This window comes from Ruegeria sp. HKCCE3926, assembly GCF_017872515.1.
In the GTDB taxonomy this organism is placed as follows: Bacteria; Pseudomonadota; Alphaproteobacteria; order Rhodobacterales; family Rhodobacteraceae; genus Ruegeria.
Genome location: NZ_JAEDOU010000001.1, coordinates 226,713 through 249,766 on the forward strand (window position 1 = coordinate 226,713; position 23,054 = coordinate 249,766).

The 23,054-nt window shown below is 58.9% G+C and carries 20 protein-coding genes and 1 tRNA gene; 11 read left to right on the forward strand and 10 right to left on the reverse strand.

The window, feature by feature from the left end:
- Window positions 1–70: 70 nt before the first annotated feature.
- The 6 genes from I9184_RS01170 (at window position 71) to I9184_RS01195 (ending at window position 7,883) form a co-directional block, all read left to right on the forward strand.
- Entirely contained in the window at window positions 71–1,057 is a 987-nt protein-coding gene (locus tag I9184_RS01170) for a D-glycerate dehydrogenase (protein ID WP_171630745.1), read from the forward strand.
- A 20-nt stretch (window positions 1,058–1,077) separates the two neighbouring features.
- Window positions 1,078–1,467, forward strand: a complete 390-nt coding sequence (locus I9184_RS01175) for a GFA family protein (RefSeq protein WP_209832390.1) — start codon at window positions 1,078–1,080, stop codon at window positions 1,465–1,467.
- A 110-nt stretch (window positions 1,468–1,577) separates the two neighbouring features.
- The gene (ggt, locus tag I9184_RS01180) at window positions 1,578–3,365 is read left to right on the forward strand and encodes a gamma-glutamyltransferase (RefSeq protein WP_171722838.1); all 1,788 of its coding nucleotides are present in this window, start codon (window positions 1,578–1,580) and stop codon (window positions 3,363–3,365) included.
- A gap of 93 nt (window positions 3,366–3,458) precedes the next feature.
- On the forward strand, window positions 3,459–4,868 hold the full coding sequence (locus tag I9184_RS01185; RefSeq protein WP_171630751.1) for an FAD-linked oxidase C-terminal domain-containing protein: 1,410 nt from the start codon (window positions 3,459–3,461) through the stop codon (window positions 4,866–4,868).
- Window positions 4,869–4,954: 86 nt separating this feature from the next.
- The gene (locus I9184_RS01190) at window positions 4,955–5,233 is read left to right on the forward strand and encodes a hypothetical protein (protein ID WP_209832391.1); all 279 of its coding nucleotides are present in this window, start codon (window positions 4,955–4,957) and stop codon (window positions 5,231–5,233) included.
- Between the two features lie 142 nt (window positions 5,234–5,375).
- A complete protein-coding gene (locus tag I9184_RS01195) occupies window positions 5,376–7,883 on the forward strand; it encodes an FAD-dependent oxidoreductase (RefSeq protein ID WP_209832393.1) in 2,508 nt (835 codons plus the stop codon).
- Window positions 7,884–7,926: 43 nt separating this feature from the next.
- On the opposite strand, the gene I9184_RS01200 is transcribed toward I9184_RS01195, so the two are convergent.
- The 3 genes from I9184_RS01200 to I9184_RS01210 all read right to left on the reverse strand — a co-directional run bounded on the left by I9184_RS01200 (window position 7,927) and on the right by I9184_RS01210 (window position 10,058).
- Window positions 7,927–8,262: a carboxymuconolactone decarboxylase family protein gene (locus I9184_RS01200; RefSeq protein WP_152458825.1), complete on the reverse strand. Its 336-nt coding sequence runs from the start codon at window positions 8,260–8,262 to the stop codon at window positions 7,927–7,929.
- Between the two features lie 72 nt (window positions 8,263–8,334).
- Complete coding sequence (locus tag I9184_RS01205; protein ID WP_209832395.1) at window positions 8,335–8,988, reverse strand: DUF938 domain-containing protein; 654 nt, start codon at window positions 8,986–8,988, stop codon at window positions 8,335–8,337.
- On the reverse strand, window positions 8,985–10,058 hold the full coding sequence (locus I9184_RS01210) for an FAD-binding oxidoreductase (protein WP_209832397.1): 1,074 nt from the start codon (window positions 10,056–10,058) through the stop codon (window positions 8,985–8,987). The genes I9184_RS01205 and I9184_RS01210 overlap by 4 nt, the downstream gene beginning before the upstream one ends.
- Before the next feature lie 162 nt (window positions 10,059–10,220).
- Between I9184_RS01210 and I9184_RS01215 the strand changes: the two genes are divergently transcribed.
- Window positions 10,221–10,649, forward strand: a complete 429-nt coding sequence (locus I9184_RS01215; protein WP_348539496.1) for a hypothetical protein — start codon at window positions 10,221–10,223, stop codon at window positions 10,647–10,649.
- The gene (locus tag I9184_RS01220; protein ID WP_209832399.1) at window positions 10,646–11,878 is read left to right on the forward strand and encodes a biotin/lipoyl-binding protein; all 1,233 of its coding nucleotides are present in this window, start codon (window positions 10,646–10,648) and stop codon (window positions 11,876–11,878) included. Before I9184_RS01215 ends, I9184_RS01220 begins: the two co-directional genes overlap by 4 nt.
- A 60-nt stretch (window positions 11,879–11,938) precedes the next feature.
- Here the strand turns inward: I9184_RS01220 and I9184_RS01225 are convergent, their stop codons facing one another.
- The 7 genes from I9184_RS01225 to I9184_RS01255 all read right to left on the reverse strand — a co-directional run bounded on the left by I9184_RS01225 (window position 11,939) and on the right by I9184_RS01255 (window position 19,792).
- Window positions 11,939–13,084 carry an iron-containing alcohol dehydrogenase gene (locus tag I9184_RS01225; RefSeq protein ID WP_209832401.1) on the reverse strand — a complete coding sequence of 382 codons (1,146 nt, stop codon included), beginning with the start codon at window positions 13,082–13,084 and terminating at the stop codon, window positions 11,939–11,941.
- A 67-nt stretch (window positions 13,085–13,151) separates the two neighbouring features.
- On the reverse strand, window positions 13,152–14,534 hold the full coding sequence (locus tag I9184_RS01230) for an aldehyde dehydrogenase family protein (protein WP_209832403.1): 1,383 nt from the start codon (window positions 14,532–14,534) through the stop codon (window positions 13,152–13,154).
- Window positions 14,535–14,628: 94 nt separating this feature from the next.
- Window positions 14,629–15,981, reverse strand: coding sequence for a glutamine synthetase family protein (locus tag I9184_RS01235; RefSeq protein WP_209832405.1), 1,353 nt, complete (start codon window positions 15,979–15,981; stop codon window positions 14,629–14,631).
- A gap of 90 nt (window positions 15,982–16,071) precedes the next feature.
- The gene (locus I9184_RS01240; protein WP_170343589.1) at window positions 16,072–17,103 is read right to left on the reverse strand and encodes a TRAP transporter substrate-binding protein; all 1,032 of its coding nucleotides are present in this window, start codon (window positions 17,101–17,103) and stop codon (window positions 16,072–16,074) included.
- A 67-nt stretch (window positions 17,104–17,170) separates the two neighbouring features.
- Window positions 17,171–18,496, reverse strand: coding sequence for a TRAP transporter large permease subunit (locus I9184_RS01245; protein ID WP_171205339.1), 1,326 nt, complete (start codon window positions 18,494–18,496; stop codon window positions 17,171–17,173).
- Window positions 18,496–19,014, reverse strand: a complete 519-nt coding sequence (locus I9184_RS01250; protein ID WP_152458809.1) for a TRAP transporter small permease subunit — start codon at window positions 19,012–19,014, stop codon at window positions 18,496–18,498. Before I9184_RS01250 ends, I9184_RS01245 begins: the two co-directional genes overlap by 1 nt.
- 16 nt (window positions 19,015–19,030) lie before the next feature.
- Complete coding sequence (locus tag I9184_RS01255; RefSeq protein WP_245217954.1) at window positions 19,031–19,792, reverse strand: N-formylglutamate amidohydrolase; 762 nt, start codon at window positions 19,790–19,792, stop codon at window positions 19,031–19,033.
- Window positions 19,793–19,919: 127 nt separating this feature from the next.
- Here I9184_RS01255 and I9184_RS01260 point away from each other — a divergent pair, with 127 nt between their 5' ends.
- The 3 genes from I9184_RS01260 (at window position 19,920) to I9184_RS01270 (ending at window position 22,909) form a co-directional block, all read left to right on the forward strand.
- Window positions 19,920–20,792, forward strand: a complete 873-nt coding sequence (locus I9184_RS01260) for a MurR/RpiR family transcriptional regulator (RefSeq protein ID WP_209832409.1) — start codon at window positions 19,920–19,922, stop codon at window positions 20,790–20,792.
- Window positions 20,793–20,885: 93 nt separating this feature from the next.
- A tRNA-Gly gene (locus I9184_RS01265) sits at window positions 20,886–20,959 on the forward strand.
- A gap of 129 nt (window positions 20,960–21,088) precedes the next feature.
- Window positions 21,089–22,909, forward strand: a complete 1,821-nt coding sequence (locus I9184_RS01270) for an ABC transporter transmembrane domain-containing protein (RefSeq protein ID WP_209832411.1) — start codon at window positions 21,089–21,091, stop codon at window positions 22,907–22,909.
- The last annotated feature ends 145 nt before the right edge of the window (window positions 22,910–23,054 follow it).

The following is a 23,054-nucleotide window of genomic DNA, read 5'->3' on the forward strand; positions in this document are numbered from 1 at the left end:
TGTGCCCCGCCTTATCCTGCGCCACGATGCCATGGCGCGCGTCCGTTTGCAAAGCAGTGGGAGGGCCGAGGTGCCAAGAGAACGTTTGAGTGTTGTCGTTACGCGACGGTTGCCCGAAGCGGTCGAAACACGTTTGAGCGAGTTGTTTGACGTGCGCTTGCGCGACGATGACACTCCGATGACGCGCGAAGAACTGGTGGCCGCAGTGCAGGACGCCGATGTCCTGGTGCCTACGGTGACTGATGCGATTGATGGCGGTCTGCTGGGGCAGGCGGGCGAAAGGCTGAAGCTCATCGCCAATTACGGTGCCGGTGTCGACAATATTGACGTGTCCACAGCGCGCCAGCGTGGGATTCTGGTGTCGAACACGCCGGGGGTTCTGACCGATGACACCGCCGACATGACCATGGCCCTGATTCTGGCCGTTACCCGACGCATTCCCGAAGGTCTGAGCGTGATGCAGCAGGGAGATTGGTCCGGCTGGGCGCCCACCGCGTTTCTGGGAGGCCGTATCGGTGGTCGTCGTCTGGGCATTCTGGGCATGGGCCGGATCGGGCAAGCGGTGGCGCGGCGTGCGAAAGCGTTTGGAATGCAGGTCCATTATCACAACCGCCGCAGGTTGCGCACCGAGACCGAGCAGGAGCTGGAGGCAACCTATTGGGAAAGCCTCGATCAGATGGTCGCGCGGATGGATGTGATCTCGGTCAATTGCCCCTCAACGCCGTCGACCTTCCATCTGATGAACGCACGTCGTCTGAAACTGATGAAACCCTCGGCAGTGATCGTGAACACGTCACGTGGTGAAGTTGTGGACGAAAACGCTCTGACCCGGATGATCCGCGCAGGTGAAATTGCGGGGGCGGGGCTGGATGTCTACGAACAGGGCACTGACGTGAACCCGCGCCTGCGGCAGCTGCCCAATGTGGTTCTGTTGCCTCATATGGGATCAGCCACGCTCGAGGGCCGGGTGGAGATGGGCGAGAAGGTCATCATCAACATCAAGACCTTCGAAGATGGCCACCGACCGCCGGATCAGGTTGTGCCAGCAATGCTCTAGCGCTCTGGAAAGGAGCAGGAATGGACGTCTATGAAGGAGGGTGCCGTTGTGGAAATCTGCGCATCAGGGCTTCGGGTCGTCCTCTGCGGGTCGGAATCTGTCACTGTTTGGACTGCCGCAAGCATCATGGCGCGGTTTTCTATGCGGCGGCCGTTTTCCCGGACGACAGAATAGAGGTTTCCGGCGAAGCGCGTAGTTATGCTAACAGGTATTTTTGCCCCGGCTGCGGCTCTCCGGTCTTTGCGCGCAGCGGAACCGAAGTGGAGGTGCATCTTGGATGCCTTGATGCGCCAGATCAGTTGGCGCCAACATATGAAAGCTGGGTCATCCGGCGTGAAGCTTGGTTGCCCGAGTTCCGCGGTATGACCCGCTATGATCAGGATCGATTGGTGGGCGACGCAAAGGCTTAACGCGTGCTGCGGACGCCGGCCATTTGCTGATGGCGTGCAGGTTGGACTTGTTCAGAGCGTGTTCGGCGCGCAGTTTTGATAATCAGGGATGTATCGGAGGATTTGATCAGATGAGACGTGTTTCAGTTCTACTGTTTTCTGCATTTTGTTTTGCAACTCCGGGGGTCGCTCAGGAAGCGGCCGATGCCGTTGCGCCCGAAACGGCCACGGAAGGGCAGGTACAGGCCATGACCGACGAGGTCATCGCGGCGCTCGAGGCCAAACTGGATGGCGTTCCGGTCACGTCCCAGAACTGGATGGTCGCCGCGGCCAACCCGCTGGCGGTGGAAGCCGGTGCCAGAGTATTGCGCGCAGGTGGGTCTGCCGCAGACGCCATGGTTGCGGTGCAGGTCGTGCTGGGCCTGGTCGAACCGCAATCCTCGGGCTTGGGCGGCGGTGCGTTTCTGGTCTGGTACGATGCAGCGACCGGTCAGATGACAACTCTGGACGGGCGAGAAACGGCGCCGCTGGCGGCTACACCGACCGTGTTTCAGGACGAAAACGGTGAGCCGCTGAAATTCTTCGATGCGGTTGTCGGTGGGCTGTCCGTGGGGACGCCGGGCACACCTGCTTTGCTGGAAGAGGCGCATCGCCGCTGGGGGCGTTCCTCGTGGCCCGGATTGTTTGCCGATGGAATCCGGTTGGCGGATGAAGGGTTCCTGGTGTCCCCGCGTCTGGCCAGCCTGGTCGAAAAAGATGCCGAGCGTTTGTCGCGCTTTCCGGAAACGGCCGCGTATTTTCTGCCAGGGGGCGCACCGCTGCAACAGGGGCAGCGCCTGATGAACCCGGCTTATGCTGAAACACTGCGTGTGCTGGCCCGCGATGGGGCGGCCGGATTCTATGGCGGTGAGATTGCCGCGGATATCGTGCGCACGGTTCGCAACGCTCCGGGCAATCCTGGTGTTCTGTCCGGTGCGGATCTTGCGCTGTATCAGGTGATCGAGCGCGAGCCGGTTTGCGCGGAATACCGCGCCTATGAAGTCTGCGGCATGGGCCCGCCGTCGTCGGGTGCGCTGACCGTGGGGCAAATTCTGGGGATGCTGAACGGCTATGATCTGGCGGCTATGGGGCCGGAAAGCGCCGAGGCCTGGCGGTTAATCGGGGACGCTTCGCGCCTCGCCTTTGCGGACCGGGGCCGGTACATGGCTGACAGCGATTTCGTGCCCATGCCGACCAAGGGGCTGGTTGATCCGGCCTACCTGTCGCAACGAGCGGAATTGCTGAACACCGAAGGCGCGCTGGCAGATGTCGGGCCCGGTCAGCCGGAGTTCGACCACGCGCTGAACTGGGCGGATGATGTGTCGCTGGAGCTGCCTTCGACCTCGCATATCTCGATTGTAGACAGCTATGGCAACGTGCTGTCGATGACCACGACCATCGAAAACGGCTTTGGCTCACGTCTGATGACGAACGGGTTCCTTCTGAACAACGAACTGACGGATTTTTCGTTCAAGACCCACAGCGATGGTGTGCCGATCGCCAACCGGCTGGAACCCGGAAAACGCCCGCGTTCGTCCATGAGCCCGACCATCGTGATGCAGGATGACGCGCCGGTTCTGGCGATTGGCTCGCCGGGCGGCAGTCGGATCATCGGCTATGTGGCCAAATCGATCATCGCATGGGCCGACTGGGGCATGGATGTGCAACAAGCCGTGTCGCTGCCGCATCTTGTCAATCGTTTCGGAACATATGATGTCGAGGCCGGGACCGCTGCCGAAGGCTTTTCCGACGGGCTGACCCAGTTTGGGTTCGAGGTAAACCCGCGTGACCTGACATCTGGCCTTCACGCCATCGAAATCGGAGACGGGCTGAGCGGTGGTGCCGACCCCCGTCGCGAAGGTATTGCGCTGGGCGAATAGGGCCTCGGTATTTGTGGGGATTGCCGGCGTTTGGCGGGCCATTTAGTGATGGACTGAACGGCCCGCAACGTGCTGGGACAGAGGAGGATTACGATGGTGCAGGCGACCGCTTTGCCTCGGAATGAAACAGGTATTGAAACCGTCATAGGCGTTCTGAAACAACGTTTTGGCGACAGGTTGCAAACGGGTACCGCGATCCGTGAACAGCACGGGCACACCACGACCTGGATCGAAAACCAGAGCCCGGATGCTGTGGTTTTCCCGCATACTACGCAGGACGTATCGGAAATTGTCAAAACCTGTGCCGCGCACCGGGTGCCGGTGATTCCCTTTGGCACGGGAACGTCGCTGGAAGGGCATGTGAATGCGCCAGCAGGGGGGATCTCGGTCGATCTGATGCAGATGGACAAGGTGCTGGCTGTCCACGCCGAAGATCTGGATTGTGTCGTGCAGCCCGGCGTCACGCGCGAGGCGCTGAACACCCATTTGCGGGATCAGGGTTTGTTCTTTCCGATTGACCCGGGGGCGAATGCCTCGCTGGGCGGTATGGCCGCGACCCGCGCGTCGGGCACCAATGCGGTGCGATACGGAACGATGCGGGACAACGTTCTCAGCCTCGAGGCGGTGATGCCGGACGGCCAGATCATCCGTACCGGTCACAGGGCCAAGAAGTCATCGGCCGGGTATGATCTGGCACGCCTTCTGATTGGGGCGGAAGGCACGTTGGGTATCATCACCGAGCTGACTCTGCGCTTGCAGGGCATCCCCGAAGCGATCAGCTCGGCCAGGTGTTCCTTTCCTTCGGTCGATGCCGCGTGCCGCGCGGTGATGATGACCATTCAGTATGGCATTCCGGTCGCCCGAATAGAGTTGCTGGATGAAATGTCGGTTCAGGCGGCAAACGCCTATTCCGGGCTGAGCCTGCCGGAAACGCCATTGCTGCTGCTGGAATTCCATGGCTCTGAAAGCGGTGCGGCGGAACAGGCTGAAACCTTTGGTCAGATCGCCCGGGAATTCGGCGGTACGGATTTTGCTGCGACCTCGACCACCGAAGAACGGAACAAGCTTTGGCAGGCGCGCCATGATATGTATTGGGCATGTCTGCAACTGCGCCCGGGCGCGCGTGGTATTTCAACGGATGTCTGCGTGCCGATCTCGCGCCTGGCGGAGTGTGTGACAAGCACTCAGCAGAAGGCAGCTGATCTTGGCTTGCTCGCGCCAATGGTGGGGCATGTGGGGGATGGGAACTTTCACTCGCTTCTTTTGATCGACATGCAGAACGCCGAAGAAGTCGCCAAGGCCGAAGAGTTTGTCGGGTGGTTGAACGACCTGGCAATTTCAATGGAGGGCACCTGTACAGGTGAACACGGAATCGGTCAGGGCAAGCGGCCATACCTCATCAAGGAACTGGGCGCCGCCACGCAGTATATGGCCGCAATCAAGGCTGCTTTGGACCCCGAGAACATCATGAATCCCGGCAAGGTTTTGGCGGGCCAATCCTAGCGGTTTTCGCGTTCTGGCCGGCATTGCGCCTTCAAATCGTCCACATGTTCTGGTCTCACCGACTCGGTTAGGAACAGGTGGCCGACATGAGCGCAAAATATCTGGCAGGGTTTGCAGCGATCTGCGGGGTCGCCGTTGTTGGGCTGGACTATTATCAGCAGGCCAAGGCATCCGAAAACGGGCTGGGCTTCAAAGGTTATGTTACCTCGGTATCCGCGCGTGTCGGGATTTCGGAAAGTCGGCTTGAAGCTGATGCCCAACTTTCACAGCCCGAGGAACCTGCGGCGAAGACACCGTCAGAGGAAGTTCGGAAACTTGTCTGCACCACGATCGGGACAAGCAAGCGCTGTCGCTCCAGCGGTTGAGATCACGGGTTTCATGACCGATCTGCGACCCGCATTCGATCATCGGGTCGTTTTTTTCATATCACTGGTCGGATGAATGTCGCGCGATCCCCCTCAAGTGCGCCATATGGTGTCAACTGATTTCAAGGGGAGACGCCCGGTTATGAAAACCCAAGTCAAAGCACTGGTTGTTGGCGGCGGCGCCGTTGGGACCTCGATTGCCTACCATCTGGCCAAAGCGGGCTGGGATGATGTGATGTTGATCGAACGGGACGAGCTTACGTCCGGGTCCACCTGGCACGCGGCTGGTCTGCTGCCATTGTTCAACATGTCCTATGCGACAACTCACATCCACAAGTACTCGGTCGACTTCTACAAGACGCTGGAAGAAGAAACCGGGCTGAACGCGGGCTTTGCCGTCGTCGGCAACCTGCGCATGGCACAGACGCAGGAGCGCATGGATGAGTACATGCTCTACGCCTCCACCGCCGAAACCTGCGATGTTGCCTATGAGTGGCTGACCCCCGAGCAGATCAAGGAACGTTGGCCGTTGATCGAGACATCGGATCTGAAGGGCGCGATCTACCATACCGAAGACGGGTATATTAATCCGGCTGATGTGACGCAGGCGATGGCCAAGGGGGCCCGTCAGCGTGGCGTCGAGATCGTGCGCAAGATGCAGGCGGATGCCTTCCACTGGAACGGCACCCATTGGGAAGTCACCTGCACCAAGATGGTGGAAAAAGGCGGCAACCTTGTCGAAAGCGACGAAAAGGTTGTGATCACTGCCGAACATGTCGTCACTGCATCGGGCAACCACGCACAGCGCACCGCCAAGATGCTGGGCATCAAGATGCCGGCGATCCCGGTCGAACACACTTTCATCGTCATGGACAAAGACCCTGAACTGGTCAAATGGCGCGAAGCAGGCAACCCCGAACACCCCGTCGTGCGCGACGCCGACAATGAATCCTACGCCCGTGAAGAACGCGGCGGCTGGATTCTGGGTATCTATGAACATGGCGCCCCCGCGCGGTTTGAACACGGTGTACCGGACAGCTTCCGCGCGGATCTGTTCCCGCTGGATTTGGATCGGATTGCGGATCAGTACATGGCGATGGCCGAACGTGTGCCGTCCTGTGCTGAATCCGGCCTGAAAGACGATTTCAACGGCCCGATCTGCTATACGCCTGACGGCAACCCGCTGGTCGGTCCTGCGCCGGGCCTGCGCAACATGTGGCTGGCCGAAGGTTTCAGCTTTGGTATCACTGCCGCAGGCGGCACCGGCTATTATCTGGCGCAGATGATGGTCGATGGCGAAGCCGAAATCGATATGGCCTCGCTGGACCCCAAACGCTATTCCAGCAACTGGATGACCACCGAGTTCGCGGCCCGCAAGAACGAAGAGTGCTATGAGCACGTCTATATCCTGCACCACCCGGACGAAGAGCGTGAAGCCTGCCGTCCGCTGCGGACCGTTCCGGCCTACGACCGTCAGAAAGCGCGCGGTGCCCAGTTCGGCTGGGTCAACGGCTGGGAACGTCCGAACTACTTCGGCCCTGTCGATGCGCCCGAGAACTTCGACAAAGAAGCACGCTCGTTCCGTCGTGGCGGCTGGTGGCAATATGCCGTCGAAGAAGCCAAGGCGATCCGCGAAGGCGTTGGCCTGATCGACGCATCGGCCTTCACCAAGCACGTCGTCAAAGGCCCCGGTGCGACTCAGTTCCTGGATTGGTTCACCTGCAACAAGCTGCCCAAGGTTGGTCGTATCAACCTGACCTACGCGCTGACATCGCACGGCACCACCCGCACCGAATACACCATCGTCCGCAATGGCGAGAACAACTATTACCTCGTCTCTGCCGGTGCCTGGACCGAGTACGACGCCGATTATCTGCGCAAGGCGGCCGAGGACAAGATGGAAGAGTTCGGTTACATCGAGATCCAGGACGTGACCACGCAATGGGGTGTTTTCGCCATCGCCGGACCCAAGTCGCGTGACGTTCTGAAAGAGGTCGTCAAAGATGCCGATCCGGAAACCGCACTGTCCAACAAGCGCTTCCCTTGGCTTTCGGCGCGCCAGATCGAACTGGGCATGTGCCCGGTCAACGCGATCCGCGTGGCCTATACCGGTGAGCTGGGCTGGGAACTGCACCACCCGATCGAGATGCAGAACTACCTGTTCGACCTGCTTGAAAAAGCCGGCGAGAAGCATGGCATGAAGCTGGTCGGTGCGCGAGCCCAGAACTGGCTGCGTCAGGAGAAATCCTATCGCGCATTCGGCACCGAACTGGGCCGCGACGCGACACCGCTGGAAGCCGACCTGCCGCGTTTTGTCGACCTGTCCAAGGACTTCTACGGTAAGGCCAAGCTGGAAGAGACCGGCGTGCGCGTCAAATGTTGCACCCTGCTGATCGACGGACCGGACGATGCCGATCCGTGGGGCCGCGAGGCGCTGTACACACCGGAAGGTGAACGCGTGGGTCGATTGACCTCGGGCGGCTACTCGGTGGCGTTCGAGAAATCCATTGGCATGGGTTACGTGAAGCCCGAAATGGCGGTCGAAGGCACCAAGCTGCAGGTCAAAATTCAGGACAAGCTGTGGGATGCGGTCGTCACCTGCGACAGCCCCTACGATCCGAAAAACGAAACCATCCGCAAGGACGGTTGATCTAAGAAAGGCCCCGAAAATCTTCGGGGCCTTTTCTTTTTTGTCATCCAGACAGTTCGTCGAAGCATTCCAGCGCCTTGGCCGCGTACATCATGGCTGGGCCGCCGCCCATCTGGATCGCCATGGCCAACACGTCGGACACTTCTTCCCGTGTCGCACCGGCCTTGATCAAAGCTTCGGTGTGCAGGGTGATGCAGGGTTCGCATCGCAGGGTGACTGACATGCCCAACGCAATGAATTCCTTGGTCTTGTAGTCGAGCGTCCCGCCCTCTTTGACGGCTTTGCCAAGCGCTCCGAATGCGCGTGTCGTATCGGGAATAGATCCGTTCAGGTTTCGCAAACTCTTTCGTGTTGCCGAGAGTTTTTCTTGCCATGCCATTGCTGAGTGCCCTTCTTCATATCTAGCAACTGGAATATGAATTGGGTTGCGGCTGTTTGACTTTGATCTCGATCAGACGTCAGGGCGTTCGGCAATGAACGCTAGATTGTTGGCAGGCATTTCGACCGGTGCCAGCGCGAGCAGGCCGACGTTTTCGAACAGGTTCAGAATGTCCACGTCGTTTTTATAGCCGATTTGCGGGTCTTGCTGAATCAAAGCCTTATGAAAGCGGACATCCCCGTCACTGATGAGTTTGCCCGAACGTTGGAACGGGCCGTACAAGATGAACCGGCCCATTGGTGACAGGGATTGTGCGACCTCTGAAATGATGGTTCTGGTTTCCTGCCAACTGATCAAGTGAATCAAGTTTATCAAAACGATCAGATCCTGGCCGAAAAACCGCCTGTGCCAGCCTGATGTCGCTGCATCCAGTTCTGCGACCCGCGCGACATTGGGCAGGTTGCGGGTATAGGCATCGATACTCACGCGCCGCTCAGGGTCAACTTCCGAAGGCTGCCAGGTCAGCCCGGGCAGCACTTCGGCGAAGGCCCTGACATGCTGACCAGTCCCGCTTGCGATTTCCAATGCGTGGCCCTGGGGCGGGCCCCATTCTTGCAACACAGCACACAGGGCGTCCGTGTTCCGGGATGCTGCCGGGGCCACCAGCTTGCCATCTTCAGACGCATTGGCGACGCTTGCAGACGAGGGGAGGCTGCGTTTGATCATCGTTCCAGCCTGTCAGGGGTCAACATGCCTATTATGTCAGGTTCCAGCTCGGGTGTGTTTCCGACAACAAGATCGCACAGCAGTTGCGAGGCCGCCGGTGAGGTTTGAAAACCATACCCGCCCTGGCCGCCACACCAGACAAACGAAGGGTCCAGCGGGTCGCGCCCAAGCACCAAGGTCCCGTCTGGGGCAAAACTGCGCAATCCTGCCCAATTCGTTTCCACCCTTGTGACAGGCTCGGTCATCAGTTCCTCATACCGTGCCAGACCTTCTGCCAGCACCATATCATCGGCATAAGCATCCTGTGGCGGAACTGGATCGGCTTCGGATGGTGAGACCAGCAGCTTGCCCGCATCCGGTTTGGCGTACCATGTTTCGCCGGCGCCCAGCATCATCGGCCAGATGGAAACGTCATGCCCTCCGGGGGCGGGAAGACGCGCCATCGACCGACGGCGAGGTGTGAGGCCGATACCGGGCAGCCCCGCAAGCTGTGCAACCTCATCCACCCAGGCCCCTGCTGCGTTGATCAGAGTGCGGGCTTCAAAGATCTCACCGGCCTCAACCACCCAGTGCTTTTCTTTTCGAATGCCGGTGACTCTGCTTTTCGTCGAAACCGTTCCATCGTTTTGCCGGATGGTCCGGGCGAAATCCTGCAACAGGCGATCCGTATCGATGTCAAAGGCCGCTTCGCTGATGGCTGCAAACCCGACCTTGTCCGGATCCAGAATCGGAACGCGCGATATCGCCTGATCCATCGGTATTTTCACCATGTTCAGATCGGCGCAATCGGCTTCGAACATGTCGGGCTGGTCAATTGCCCCGACCAGCATCAATCCGCGCGGGGTCAGGTAACCGCCATTCTGCGTATGAAGAAAGGCAGCCCCCGCTTTGTTCAATGCGACGACCGAAGGCGGTCCATAGCTTTCTTCGAACAACGCCGCTGACCGGCCCGAGGCGTGATAGCCCAGGGCATCTTCCGCTTCCAGAACCATCACGGTTCCGTGCTGCGACAGGCGCGCACCGGCGCTCAGCCCGGCGATGCCGCCTCCGATTATCAGGAAATCAATCATGACTTGCGATCCATCCTGTACAGAGACGCTACAGGTTCCTTGAGTTTCATGCTGACGCCAAAGCTCCTCATTCGCCACGCGTTTGGTTTTCCGGACTATAAGCAGCCTTGAAATTGTGCTTCAACCCGGTCAAAGAAGTATCAAAATAAACAGGAGGGTAAGGTGACCGCAGCAGACGTTCATCCAATGGCCACAGGGCATATTCCAGGATATGTTGTCGCAGCTGACGGAAGCGATTACCTTTTCTCCGCCATGGTCGTTTTTTTCGTCGTTCTCGTGGTGCTGATCGGTGTCGGATACCTGACGCTGCATTCGGTTCCTGAAAAAATGGCCCACGAAAACAATCACCCGCAATTTCAGTTGGTGGGTATTCTGGCGCTGCTGGCGCTATTTACCCATAATGGGCTTTTCTGGGTTGCTGCAATATTGGTCGCAGGGTTTCAGTTTCCGGATTTTGCCACCCCGCTTCGAAACATTGCCGATGCCATTCGTTCTCTGGGTCGGTCACCTGTTCTGGAACCAGTGCCTGAAACAACGGTGCCGGCATCGTCAGAATCCGAACCCAGCGACGCGCAGGAGCAAGCCATATGATCGAGACCATGCTCTGCGCCCTGATAACGGTGCTGCCCGACTATCTGTTCCGCCGTTTTGTACAGGGCAAGCGGATCGGTCACGAGATTACCTTGTTCACCATGTGGTACGAACTGCGCTGGGGTTTGACCACCTGTGCCATTCTGGCGCTGACCGTCATTACCACACTGTTTTATTTTCATCCGGCCAGCAAAACCGCGGCATCCTATTTCCGAACGGTGACCATTCTGCCGCAATTGGGCGGTCGTGTTTCCGAGGTTTTCGTCAAGAACAACGAACAGGTAACCGCAGGACAACCGATCTTCCGGATCGAGGATTTCAGCCAGACTGCTCAGGTTCAGGCGGCAAATGCGCAGATTGCACAGGTGCAGGCCTCGCTTAAGGTTGCGGAAACCGATTTGGCCGAGGCGGAAGCTGGAATTGCAGGTGCCAAGGCAGCGCTTGCGCAGTCAATGGAGGATCTTGAGCGCAACACAACCTTGCGAGATGAGGGTTCAAGCGCCGTAAGACTGGCCGAGATTGAGAGGCTGGAAAACCTTGTCGCCGAGCGAGAGGCCCAGGTTCTTGCAGCGGAATCCAAACGTGCTGCGGTTGAGCAGCAGATCGAAGAACTGATCCCCGCGCAGCTGGCCAGTGCCATTGCGCAACTGGATGCTGCGCAGACCGAGTTGGACAAGACGGTGATCACCGCGGGCGTCACAGGGCGGGTCGAACAGTTCGGCCTTCAGGTCGGTGACTACGTAAGCCCATTGTTGCGCCCCGCGGGCATTCTTGTGCCATCGCACACAGGGCATGATCGTTTTCAGGCCGCTTTCAACCAGCTCTCTGCCCAGGTTATCAAGCCGGGCATGATTGGTGAATTGGGCTGCATGACAAAGCCATTCACCGTGATCCCCACCGTGGTGGTCGAGGTGCAGGATGTCATCCCGTCCGGCCAGATCCGCCCATCGGACGAATTGCGGGACGTGCAGACCAACAACAATCCGGGCTCGATTCTGGTCTATATGGAGCCGCTATACAAAGGTATGGCCGATGACATTCCGCCGGGCAGCAATTGTCTGGCCAATGTCTACACAGACAACCACGAGCGGCTGGAGCACGAGGATCTGGGCTTTTGGGAGGCGGCCTTTCTGCACGTGGTCGACACGATCGGCGTGGTACATGCCGCGGGTCTGCGCCTGCGTTTGATCCTGATGCCGGTGAACACTCTGGTTTTGACCGGGCATTGATCTGATCTTGGCAATCCGAACGCGAAGGGCCCGGCAAGTTTTGCCGGGCCTTTTGGTTTCTTAAAGCGCTGCTTTGAACAGCTGCGTCAGGTTGTCTTTCGTCAACTCAATCGGGTTGCCGCCGCATGACGGATCGATGATCGCCCCTTCGACAAGCTCTGGGATAGAAGCTTCGGTCACACCCAATTCGGACAATGTGCGGGGGATGCCAAGGCTGTCGTTGAAATTCTGCGCGAAGGCGCGGAAACCATCGAAGCCGCCGTCGATGCCCAGATATGCCGCAGCTTGCTGGAACCGGTCTGCAATGGCCGGGGCGTTGAAGTCCAGCACAGCGGGCATGCAGACGGCGTTCGTGGTGCCGTGATGGGTGTTGAATACCGCACCTATTGGGTGGCTCATCGCGTGGATCGCGCCAAGGCCCTTCTGGAAAGCCGTTGCGCCCATGGCAGCGGCGCTCATCATCTGGGCGCGGGCCTCGATATCGGTGCCGTCTGCATAGGCACGGGGCAAATACTCCTTCACCAGTCGCATACCCTCCAGCGCGATGCCCTGGCTCATCGGGTGATAATGCGGGCTCGAGAAGGCTTCGACACAATGCGCGAAGGCGTCCAGGCCAGTTCCTGCCGTGATGAACTTGGGCATCCCGACGGTCAGCTCCGGGTCGCAAATCACCACGGTGGGCAGAACCTTGGGATGAAAGATGATCTTCTTGGCATGGGTCTCGGAATTGGTGATGACGCTCGCGCGGCCCACTTCCGATCCTGTCCCTGCGGTGGTCGGAACGGCAATGATTGGCGCGATCACGTCGGCATCGGCTCGTGTCCACCAGTCGCCGATATCCTCGAAATCCCAAACGGGGCGCGTCTGACCGGCCATGAAGGCGACCATCTTGCCCAGATCCAGACCAGAGCCGCCGCCAAAGGCGATCACCCCGTCATGACCACCTGCGTTATAGGCCGCAACTCCGGCTTCAAGGTTCTTCTCATTCGGGTTGGGGTCCACATCGCTGAACAGGCCGCAGCCCAGTCCCGCGGCTTCCATGATGTCCAGTGTCGCGCTGGTGATGGGCAGATCGGCCAGCCCCTTGTCCGTGACCAGCAATGGTTTCTTCATTCCGGCGGCGGCGCAGGCTTCGGGCAATTCCCTGATGCGCCCGGCTCCGAATTTGATGGCGGTCGGATAGGACCAGTTTCCAACAAGTGTCATGTCAGGTTTCCTTTGCAAAATAAGGCCTGCTTCGGCGAGGGGGTGGGTCCGAAGCAGGCCGTCGTCCTTAGCCCGTTACCTTTTTGAGGTGGTAGGATTTGGGACGTGTCAGGTTGTGATATCCGATGACGGACAAACCGCCGCCGCGCCCGGTATTCTTGCAGCCCGTCCAGCACAGGCCGGGGTCCAGATAATCGGCGCGGTTCATGAACACGGTCCCGGTTTCGATCCGGTCACCTACCCGCGCTGCACGATCCACATCGCGGGTCCACAGGCTGGCAGTCAGGCCAAACTCACTGTCATTCATCAAGGCGATGGCCTCTTCGTCCGAGGACACTTTCATGATGCCCACCACGGGCCCAAAGCTTTCGTCCCGCATCACGCGCATGTCATGAGTGACATTGGTCAGGATTTGCGGTGTCAGGTACGCGCCACCATCGTCTTCTGCGAAGGTGTCGATATGCGCGACCGCACCGGCTGCAACCGCCTCGGCGATCTGGGCTCGCACCTCATCGGCAAACCGCACATTGGCCATCGGGCCAATCGTTGTCTCGGCATCCAGCGGATTGCCCAGCTTGTAACCCTTCACAATGTCCACGGCCTTGGCGACGAAGTCATCATAAAGGGTTTCGTGGACGTAAATCCGCTCGATTCCGCAGCAACACTGGCCCGAATTGAACATCGCACCGTCAATCAGCGTGTCGACCGCCGCATTCAGGTCGGCGTCGTCCATGACATAGCCGGGATCCTTGCCGCCCAGCTCGGTGCCGACGCCGGTAAACGTGCCCGCCGCGGCACGTTCCATCGCCTGACCGCCGCCGACTGATCCGGTGAAGTTCACGAAGTCAAATGCGTTGCCCGCGATCAGGTCGTTGGTCACGTCATGGCTCAGGAACACATTCTGGAACACGTCCTCGGGCACACCTGCCGAATGGAACGCCTTTGCCATGCGCTTGCCCACCAGCAGCGTCTGTGTCGCGTGTTTCAGGACGACCGTATTGCCCGCGATCAGCGCCGGTGCGACCGTGTTGATCGCCGTCATATAGGGATAGTTCCAGGGCGCCACCACAAAGACCACCCCATGAGGAATGCGCTTGATGTAGCGTTTGAACGTTTCGTCTTCGCCGACGGCGATATCTGCCAGGGACGTCTCGGCAATCTCCGCCATATGGCTGGCGCGTTCGTTGAATCCACCGAACTCGCCGCCATAACGCACCGGGCGTCCCATCATATGGGCCAGTTCCGGCACGATCTCATCGTTCATGGCGCCAACGGCGGCCACACCCGCCATCACAAGATCGATCCGCTCCTGCAACGGACGGGCTGCCCATTCCGCCTGAGCAGCCCGAGCACGCGCCGCGGCCCCGAACGCGGCCTCTCGCGACAACACTTCACGTTCGGCAAAAACCGATCCGTCGATCGGCGAGACACATTTCAACATCTGCCCCATTTTCACTCCATTTCCGAAAGAAACAGGATCCCTGCTTCATCTGGCCCAAAATATCCCGGGGGTCTGGGGGCAGAGCCCCCAGCGTGACCCGACCTCACGCCCGCTCGAACCCGCGGGCAATTTCCCAATCCGTGACCACGCGTTCGAACTCCTCGATCTCGACCTCTGCGGCACGGGTATAGTGGTCGACGACGTCATCGCCCATGGCCGCGCGCAACATGACCGATCCGTGCAGCGCATCCCGCGCCGCACGAAGGTTGCCCGGGATCATGGCAGTCTCACCCTGATAAACGTCGCCCTTGGTCGGCGGTTGCAGATCCAGCCCTTCCTCGATGCCCGCGATCCCTGCCGCCAGCATGCCAGCCATCGCCAGATAGGGGTTCATATCTGAGCCCGGAATTCTGCACTCGACGCGTACGGCCTTGGTGCCGTCACCGCACAGGCGGAACCCGGCGGTGCGGTTGTCCACAGACCAGATGATCCGCGTTGGCGCGAAGGTGCCTTTCATGAAGCGTTTGTAACTGTTGATGTAAGGTGCCATGAAATAAGTGTAATCAGGGGCATATTTCAGCAGCCCAGCCATATAGCTTTTCATCAGCGCCGACATGCCCAGATCGTCCCCGGCGTCACAGAAGGCAGGCTGTCCATCCGCCCACAGTGACTGGTGCACGTGGGATGAACTGCCGACTTTCTCGTGGTGCCATTTCGGCAGGAACGTCGCTGCGTGACCATGTTGCCACGCGATCTCTTTCACAGCGTTCTTGGCGATCGAATGATACTCGGCCGTTTCCATCGCGGGCGCGTATTTGATGTTCAGCTCTTCCTGTCCGGTCTCGGCCTCACCTTTGGAGTTCTCAACCGGAATGCCCGCATCCCACAGATGGTTGCGGATCGGACGCATCACATGCTCTTCCTTGGTGGTCTGAAGGATGTGATAGTCTTCGTTATAGCCCGAGATCGGCTCCAGATCCCGAAATCCTTCCTTGCGGATCTGGTCAAAGCTTTTCTCGAACAGGAAAAACTCAAGCTCGGTCGCCGTCATGGCGTCATAACCCATTGCTTTCAAACGGCTGACCTGTTTTTTCAGGATTGAACGCGGCGCGTGCGGCACTTCCTCGTGCGTGTGATGATCCAGCACGTCACACATCACCATCACCGTGCCTTCAAGCCACGGCACCGGGCGCAGGGTGCTGAGGTCCGGTTTCATGACATAATCGCCATAGCCCCGTTCCCAACTGGTCGAGGCGTAGCCATCGGGTGTCGCCATCTCCAGATCGGTGGCCAGAAGGTAGTTGCAGCAATGGGTCTCTTCCCATGCGCCAGCCACGAAATGGCCCGCGTGAAAACGCTTGCCCATCAACCGGCCCTGCATGTCCACCATGCAGACCAAAACCGTATCAACCGAACCTTCGGATACCTGCGTTTTCAGATGTTCGAACGTGAGCATGTGCCACCTTTGTCTTTGCCGAAATCCTTCATCGGCCATTCGTTCTGTCAGACCCGCCCCCATGCAAGGGGCGGGTCGCTTGGCCAATTCTTAGCCGTAGCGGTAGGGCCGTCCAGCCTTGAGCATGTCGGCGTTGTACTGTTTGAAGATTTCAACAACCTTCGCCTTGGTTTCGGATTCGGCTGCGATCTCGTCCCAGAAGGCAACGGCAGCGGCTTCGACGGTTGCCCATTCTTCGTCCGGAATCGACGTCAGCTGCATCTTGTCTCCGTTGACGCGCAGGCTGGCTTCGCCGCCCCAGTACCACCACTGACGATAATAGTGTGACTGATCGGTGCAGACGCGGAACAGGGTCTGCAAATCTTCGGGCAGCTCGTTCCAGCGGTCCATGTTGGCAAAGAACGAACCGGCCCAGGCGCCCGAGATGTTGTTAGTCAGGAAGTAGTTGGTCACATCCGCCCAGCCGACTGTGTAGTCTTCGGTGATGCCGGACCACGCGATGCCGTCCAGCTCTCCGGTTTGAACCGCGACTTCGATGTCTTCCCAGGGCAGGGTGACCGGCACAACGCCGAACTGAGACAGGAAGCGGCCCGCGGTCGGGAAGGTAAATACACGTTTGCCCTGAAGGTCTGCCAGGCTGTTGATCGGGTCCTTCGTTGCAAAGTGGCACGGGTCCCAGGCACCGGCCGAGATGTGCTTGACGCCGACTTTCGAGTATTCCTCGTCCCAGATCTCGTTCAGCCCGTACTGGTTGAACAGAACCGGCACGTCCAGCGAGTAGCGCGAGGCAAAGGGGAAATAGCCGCCGAACACGGTGACCTCGGTGGGCGACGCCATCGAGTCATCATCCGACTGCACGGCATCAATCGTGCCGCGCTGCATGGCACGGAACAGCTCGCCCGTCGGAACCAGCTGGTCGGCATAGAACAGCTCGATCTGCATCCGGTCTCCGGCGATCGTGTTGAACATCTTGATGGCCGGGTCGATCACGTGTTCGGCCAGCGCCGGGCCGGCATAGGTCTGCATCCGCCATCTGATGGTCGATTGCGCCAGTGCAGGCGTCGCCAGAGCAGCGGCGGGAGCGGCCGCAGCACCTTTCAGAAATGTACGTCTGTTCGTCATTCTCTCTCTCCGTTGGTCAGTTTCGATTGTGCGGGGATTGCCCGCGAAGCCCCGGTTTGATCCGGGATCATTTGTTGTAGATGTATTCAGGCAGCCACAGCGCGATCTGCGGGAATGTCATGATGATCGCCAGCGCCAGCGTCATCACCATCACGAAGGGCAGGATCGAACCGTAGATGTCGCGCAGCGATATCTCTGGCGGCGCCATCGCGCGCATCAGGAACAGGTTGTAGCCGAAGGGCGGCGTCATATAGGCGATCTGGGTGGTGATCGTGTACAGAACCCCATACCAGATCAGGTCGAACCCCAATGCACCCACGAGCGGCACGTACAAAGGCGCGACGATCACCAGCATGGCCGTATCGTCCAGAAACGTGCCCATCAGAATAAAGCTGAGCTGCATCAAGATCAGGATCACCCACGGGTTGAGGCCCAGCCGTTCGGTAAACAGGTTCTCGATTGCCCGAACGGCGCCCAAACCGTCGAAAACAGCGCCAAAGGCAAGCGCAGCCAGAATGATCCACATGAACATACAGGTGATGCCCAGCGTTGACCGTACAGACGTCTCGAAAACCTCACGTGTCATACGGCCCTTGAGGATGGCCGCGGCGAACGCCGTCAACGCACCGATGGCCGAGCTTTCAACAAGCGAGGTCCAGCCGTTGACGAAGGGCACCATCATTGCGGCAAAAATACCCAGGGGCAGCAGGCCCGCGCGCAACAGGCGCAGTTTCTCTGCCATGGGCACGTCGCGCTCCTCGGCTGACAAGGCGGGCCCTAACGCCGGGTTGATGCGGCAGCGGATCACGATGTAAAGGATGAACATTGCGGCCATCATCAGCCCGGGAAGCAGCCCTGCAAGCCAGAGCTGCCCGACAGGCTGGCGCGCGATCATCGCGTAAAGAACCAGCACGACGGAGGGTGGCACAAGAATACCTAATGACGATCCGGCTTGTATCACCCCGGTCACCATTTTCTTGTCATAGCCGCGTTTCAGAAGTTCCGGCAGCGCAATGGTCGCGCCGATGGCCATGCCTGCGACACTCAACCCGTTCATGGCCGAGATCAGCACCATAAGACCGATCGTGCCAATCGCGAGCCCACCGTTCAGGCCGCCCATCCAGACGTGGAACATCTTGTACAGATCGTCTGCAATTTTGGATTCGGCCAGAACATAGCCCATGAAGATGAACATCGGCAGGGTCAGCAGCGGGTACCATTTCATCAGCTTCATGGCGGCCGAAAAGCCAATGTCATAGCCGCCGCGATCCCCCCACAGAAACAGGGCGGCCATCACGGCGACAAATCCAATCGCGCCAAAAACGCGCTGCCCGGTCAGCAGCATCAACATCATGGTCGAAAACATCAGGATGGCGATCAATTCGTAAGACATCAGATCACCTCGCGCGGGATGTCATCGCCCCTGAGGCGCAGAATATCTTTGAACAGTTCCGAGATCGCCTGAAGCAACATCAGGAACAGACCCACGACCATGATGACCTTGATTGGCCACAGGTATGGACGCCACGCGGTCGGGCTGCGTTCGCCATATTGCAGCGAATAGCTCAGCGAGTCGTATCCGCCGTAGATCATCACGCCCAGGTAGATGATTAGAAAAAGGACGGTGATCGCATCCGTCCACGCGCGACGACGGTCGGACCATTCGCCGTACAGAAGGTCCATGCGGACGTTGGACCCCATCTGGATCGAATAGGGGCCGCCCAGAATGTAATAGGCGACCATTGCGAACTGGGCCATTTCCAGGGTCCAAAGCGATGGCAGGAAAAAGGTTTTTGAAATCGAGGACCAGAGCAGAATGCCCATCATGACGAAGATGCCGTACATGACGAAGCGTCCGATCCAGCGGTTCGTGCGGTCAATGACCGCCACATATCCCCGCATGAAATTCATCCCGATACCTCTGCTCTCATGGTTTCGCCTCTGCGTGCGATAAGTCTTGGATGACCGATTGCAGAATTGGCGTCAGCAATCCCGCAATGCGGTTCACGCCGTCTGCTGTGTCGATCAGATCGTTTCGAACTTCGATCATGACATTTGGAAGCCCGCGCCGGACCGCGTGTTCGCGCAACGTGTGCGTGACGCCATCCGTGGCCGAGTAAGGTTCGTTCAAAGCCACGCGCAATCCCGAGCTTTCCGCGTGGCTCAGCATCAGCTGTGCGGCGCGGTCGTCTTCGTCATGAAGAATCCCCAGCTCCACCGTTCGGGGGGTTCCCTTGTAGACGGGCGTGAAACTGTGGATCGTGATGACAACCGGAGGTTCGGGCCGTTCGTCCAAAGTGGATGAAACCAGTGTTTTGAAAGGTTCATACACGTCGCGAACCCGCTGGGCGCGCTGAGCATCTGTTAGGTTCATGTTTCCGGGAATGGAAAACACTTCGCTGACCTGCGGCATGGCATCGTCGCGTTCGGGCGGGCGGTTGCAGTCATAAACAAGGCGACTGACGCGCGAGTGGACCAGCGGCGCATCCAAAGCGCCCATCAGCTCCACCGACAGGTCCAGCGCGCCGATGTCCCAGGCCGCGTGTGAGCTGGCCGCCGCCTCATCCAGCCCCAGTCCATCCAGCGCGGCCGGAATAAACCGGCTTGCATGTTCGCATATCAGCACGGCAGGCGCGCAACCGTGCGCATTGAGCACGCGGGCTGCCGGGGCTTCGGTCGGCAAAAGCAATGATGACTCGGTCTCGTGACACATAGGTAGCATTTGTTACAGCAACTTCTCACCTGTCAAGAAAATTTCTGTAGACAAAATTTCAAACGAACATATTCTGTAACAAATTCAAGAAACGAGGGCGCCGATGGCCACCGTTGCCAAACTTGTCAAACAGCGGATTCAGGATGAACTGGACGATCTGACACGGTCTGAACGTCAATTGGCCTCGGTCCTGTTGCAGGATTATCCCATGGCCGGTTTGCAATCGATCACCAAGCTGGCCGCTGCGGCGCAGGTTTCGACCCCGACCGTCATTCGCATGGCGCGAAAGCTTGGGTTTGACGGGTTCCCCGACTTGCAGGATGCGCTGCGCGAAGAGGTTGCGGCGCAGATCAAAAAGCCGATCTCGAAACGGGACGCCTGGGTTGTGGATGATGAGGCAGAACATCCGACAACGCGCTTTGCCCAGGCCGTATGGACCAACATGCGCCACACGCTGGAACGTTTGGACAAAGAGATGTTCGATGCCGTCGCGCGTCTTTTGGCCGAGACAGAGCGCCATCTTTATGTCGTTGGTGGCCGCATCACGCGGTCAAATGCGGATTATCTGTTCAATCACATGCAGATCATCCGGCCCAACGTGACGATGCTGGGCAATTCGGCGAATGTCTGGCCGCAATACCTTTTGGATATGGATAAATCATCCGTTCTGGTGATCTTCGACATCCGCCGCTACGAGGCGCATCTGGAGAAGCTGGCACAGGTTGCCTCGGGCCGCGGCGTCAGCGTTGTTCTGTTTACGGACCAATGGGGATCGCCGATCGGAAAGACCGCCAATTATTCCTTCCACGCATTGGTCGAGGCGCCTTCCAGTTGGGATTCGACCATTGCCTTGCAGTTGATCTCGGAAACGCTGATTGCCGAAGTGCAGGAGGCGCGTTGGGAAGAAAGCAAGGAGCGGATCGAAGAACTGGAGCGGTTCTTTTCCTCGACCCGGATATTTCGCAATCAGGACTGACGGGCCGAGCCGTGTCGGAAAAATTGCGCCACTAAATTTGCCACTTCCGGCTTGACGATCCCGAAAGCATGACTTAACCAGCGCAAACCATTTGCGGGTATAGCTTAATGGTAAAGCCCCTGCCTTCCAAGCAGGCTATGTCGGTTCGATTCCGTCTACCCGCTCCACGCCTTCCCTGAAATTCTGCGTCAAATGGCCCTTTCGACCTGCCGATTGTGGTTGTGATGCTTGACCATACTTGACTGTACCTCCAAGAAAGCGGTCACTCAGTACGGTTCAGGACACAAGGGCCAGACATGGCAAGACAAGCCGCCAGCAAGCCAACGCATACCGCCGCGCCCGGAGCTTCCGAGGAACGCGCCCGTTCAAAGAAAATTGGGGTTCTGGCCTCGCTTTGGCCGTTCATGAAACCCTACAAATTCCTGATGATCGGCGCGACGCTGGCGTTGATTCTGACGGCCAGCATGACCCTCACGCTGCCATTGGCGGTGCGGCGCGTGGTCGACAATTTCCGAATTCAGGATGGAGAGCTTCTGGATTGGTATTTTCTGGCCGCGCTGGTCATCGCTGCCGTTCTGGCCGTGGGCACCGGTATTCGGTATGCGCTTGTGACCCGTCTGGGCGAACGGGTGGTGGCCGATATCCGCAAGGCGGTGTTTGATCGGGTCATCGGTATGAGCCCGGAATTCTATGAGCGAATCATGACCGGAGAGGTGCTGAGCCGGATCACCACTGACACGACGCTGATCCAATCTGTTCTCGGCTCGTCCGTGTCCATTGCCCTGCGAAACATGCTGATGTTCATTGGCGGACTGGTTTTGATGCTGCTGACATCCGCCAAGCTGACCGGGCTGGTGTTGTTGCTGATCCCAGTGGTCATCGTGCCGATCCTTGTACTTGGTCGCCGTCTGCGCGTGATCAGCCGCGAGAATCAGGACTGGATCGCGGCCTCGTCCGGCAACGCGGGTGAGGCATTGGGCGCGGTACAGACCGTTCAGGCATTTTCTCATGAACTGGCCAGCCGCCAGCAGTTCAGCGAGATGACCGAGACATCTTACGCCGTCTCGCTGCGCCGTATTCAAACCCGCGCGGTGCTGACCGTCATCGTAATTTTTCTGGTCTTTTCCGGCATTGTCGGCGTTCTGTGGATGGGTGCCAATGACGTACGCAATGGCGTGATGACCGAAGGTGTTCTGATCCAGTTCGTCATCTATTCGATCATCATGGCGGGTTCGGTCGCCGCCCTGTCCGAAATCTGGAGCGAACTTCAGCGTGCGGCGGGGGCCACCGAACGTCTGGTCGAGCTACTGCATGCAGAAGATACCGTGACCGACCCTGCCAATCCCAAAGCGCTTCCCAAGAACATTCAGGGCGAAATCCGGTTTGAAGATGTCAGCTTCCGCTATCCCGCGCGGCCCGATACGGTTGCACTGGATCATCTGTCGCTTCTGGTGAAACCTGGCGAGACGGTCGCATTCGTCGGGCCATCCGGGGCGGGAAAAACAACCGTGATCCAACTGATCCAACGGTTCTATGATCCGAACTCGGGCCGCGTGACGCTGGACGGTCTTGATCTGCGCGACATCAACCGGTCTGATTTCCGCCGCCACATGGCTCTGGTGCCTCAGGATCCTGTGATCTTTGCCGCATCCGCGCGGGAAAACATCCGCTTTGGCCGTCTGGACGCCTCGGATGCAGAAGTTGAGGCCGCCGCGCGGGCCGCTGCCGCGCATGATTTTATCGCGGCTTTGCCGCAAGGATATGACAGCTTTGTCGGCGAACGCGGTGTCATGCTGTCTGGGGGGCAGAAGCAGCGTATTGCCATTGCCCGCGCAATCCTGCGCGACGCGCCGGTTCTACTGCTGGACGAGGCGACTTCGGCGCTGGATGCGGAAAGCGAACGCGCAGTGCAGGGCGCGGTGGACAAGATGCGCGCCGGTCGCACGACCCTAATCGTCGCGCACAGATTGGCGACCGTTAAGAAAGCCGACCGCATCGTCGTGCTGGAGGAAGGCCGCATCGTGGCACAAGGCCGCCATGAGGATCTGGTGTCTCAGGACGGGCTGTATGCACGCCTTGCCCGGTTGCAGTTCACCGATGGTGTCGCCGCAGAATAAGAGTGACGCTCCGGCACTTGCGAATTCGCCGTAGCGTCATTCTACATTTTACTCCCCTTGAGGGCTAAGGCCTCGCTTGCGCGAGGTTCGTTTTGCTTCCATCTTGGTTGCGAACAACAAGCCCGCGCAAAACGCGGGAGAATAA

Bases quoted from the DNA above. Each gene is read 5' to 3' on its own strand.
- I9184_RS01175 (WP_209832390.1), top strand. From the start codon at position 1,078: ATGGACGTCTATGAAGGAGGGTGCCGTTGTGGAAATCTGCGCATCAGG.
- ggt (WP_171722838.1), top strand. From the start codon at position 1,578: ATGAGACGTGTTTCAGTTCTACTGTTTTCTGCATTTTGTTTTGCAACT.
- I9184_RS01185 (WP_171630751.1), top strand. From the start codon at position 3,459: ATGGTGCAGGCGACCGCTTTGCCTCGGAATGAAACAGGTATTGAAACC.
- I9184_RS01190 (WP_209832391.1), top strand. From the start codon at position 4,955: ATGAGCGCAAAATATCTGGCAGGGTTTGCAGCGATCTGCGGGGTCGCC.
- I9184_RS01195 (WP_209832393.1), top strand. From the start codon at position 5,376: ATGAAAACCCAAGTCAAAGCACTGGTTGTTGGCGGCGGCGCCGTTGGG.
- I9184_RS01200 (WP_152458825.1), bottom strand. From the start codon at position 8,262: ATGGCATGGCAAGAAAAACTCTCGGCAACACGAAAGAGTTTGCGAAAC.
- I9184_RS01205 (WP_209832395.1), bottom strand. From the start codon at position 8,988: ATGATCAAACGCAGCCTCCCCTCGTCTGCAAGCGTCGCCAATGCGTCT.
- I9184_RS01210 (WP_209832397.1), bottom strand. From the start codon at position 10,058: ATGATTGATTTCCTGATAATCGGAGGCGGCATCGCCGGGCTGAGCGCC.
- I9184_RS01220 (WP_209832399.1), top strand. From the start codon at position 10,646: ATGATCGAGACCATGCTCTGCGCCCTGATAACGGTGCTGCCCGACTAT.
- I9184_RS01225 (WP_209832401.1), bottom strand. From the start codon at position 13,084: ATGACACTTGTTGGAAACTGGTCCTATCCGACCGCCATCAAATTCGGA.
- I9184_RS01230 (WP_209832403.1), bottom strand. From the start codon at position 14,534: ATGGGGCAGATGTTGAAATGTGTCTCGCCGATCGACGGATCGGTTTTT.
- I9184_RS01235 (WP_209832405.1), bottom strand. From the start codon at position 15,981: ATGCTCACGTTCGAACATCTGAAAACGCAGGTATCCGAAGGTTCGGTT.
- I9184_RS01240 (WP_170343589.1), bottom strand. From the start codon at position 17,103: ATGACGAACAGACGTACATTTCTGAAAGGTGCTGCGGCCGCTCCCGCC.
- I9184_RS01245 (WP_171205339.1), bottom strand. From the start codon at position 18,496: ATGTCTTACGAATTGATCGCCATCCTGATGTTTTCGACCATGATGTTG.
- I9184_RS01250 (WP_152458809.1), bottom strand. From the start codon at position 19,014: ATGAATTTCATGCGGGGATATGTGGCGGTCATTGACCGCACGAACCGC.
- I9184_RS01260 (WP_209832409.1), top strand. From the start codon at position 19,920: ATGGCCACCGTTGCCAAACTTGTCAAACAGCGGATTCAGGATGAACTG.
- I9184_RS01270 (WP_209832411.1), top strand. From the start codon at position 21,089: ATGGCAAGACAAGCCGCCAGCAAGCCAACGCATACCGCCGCGCCCGGA.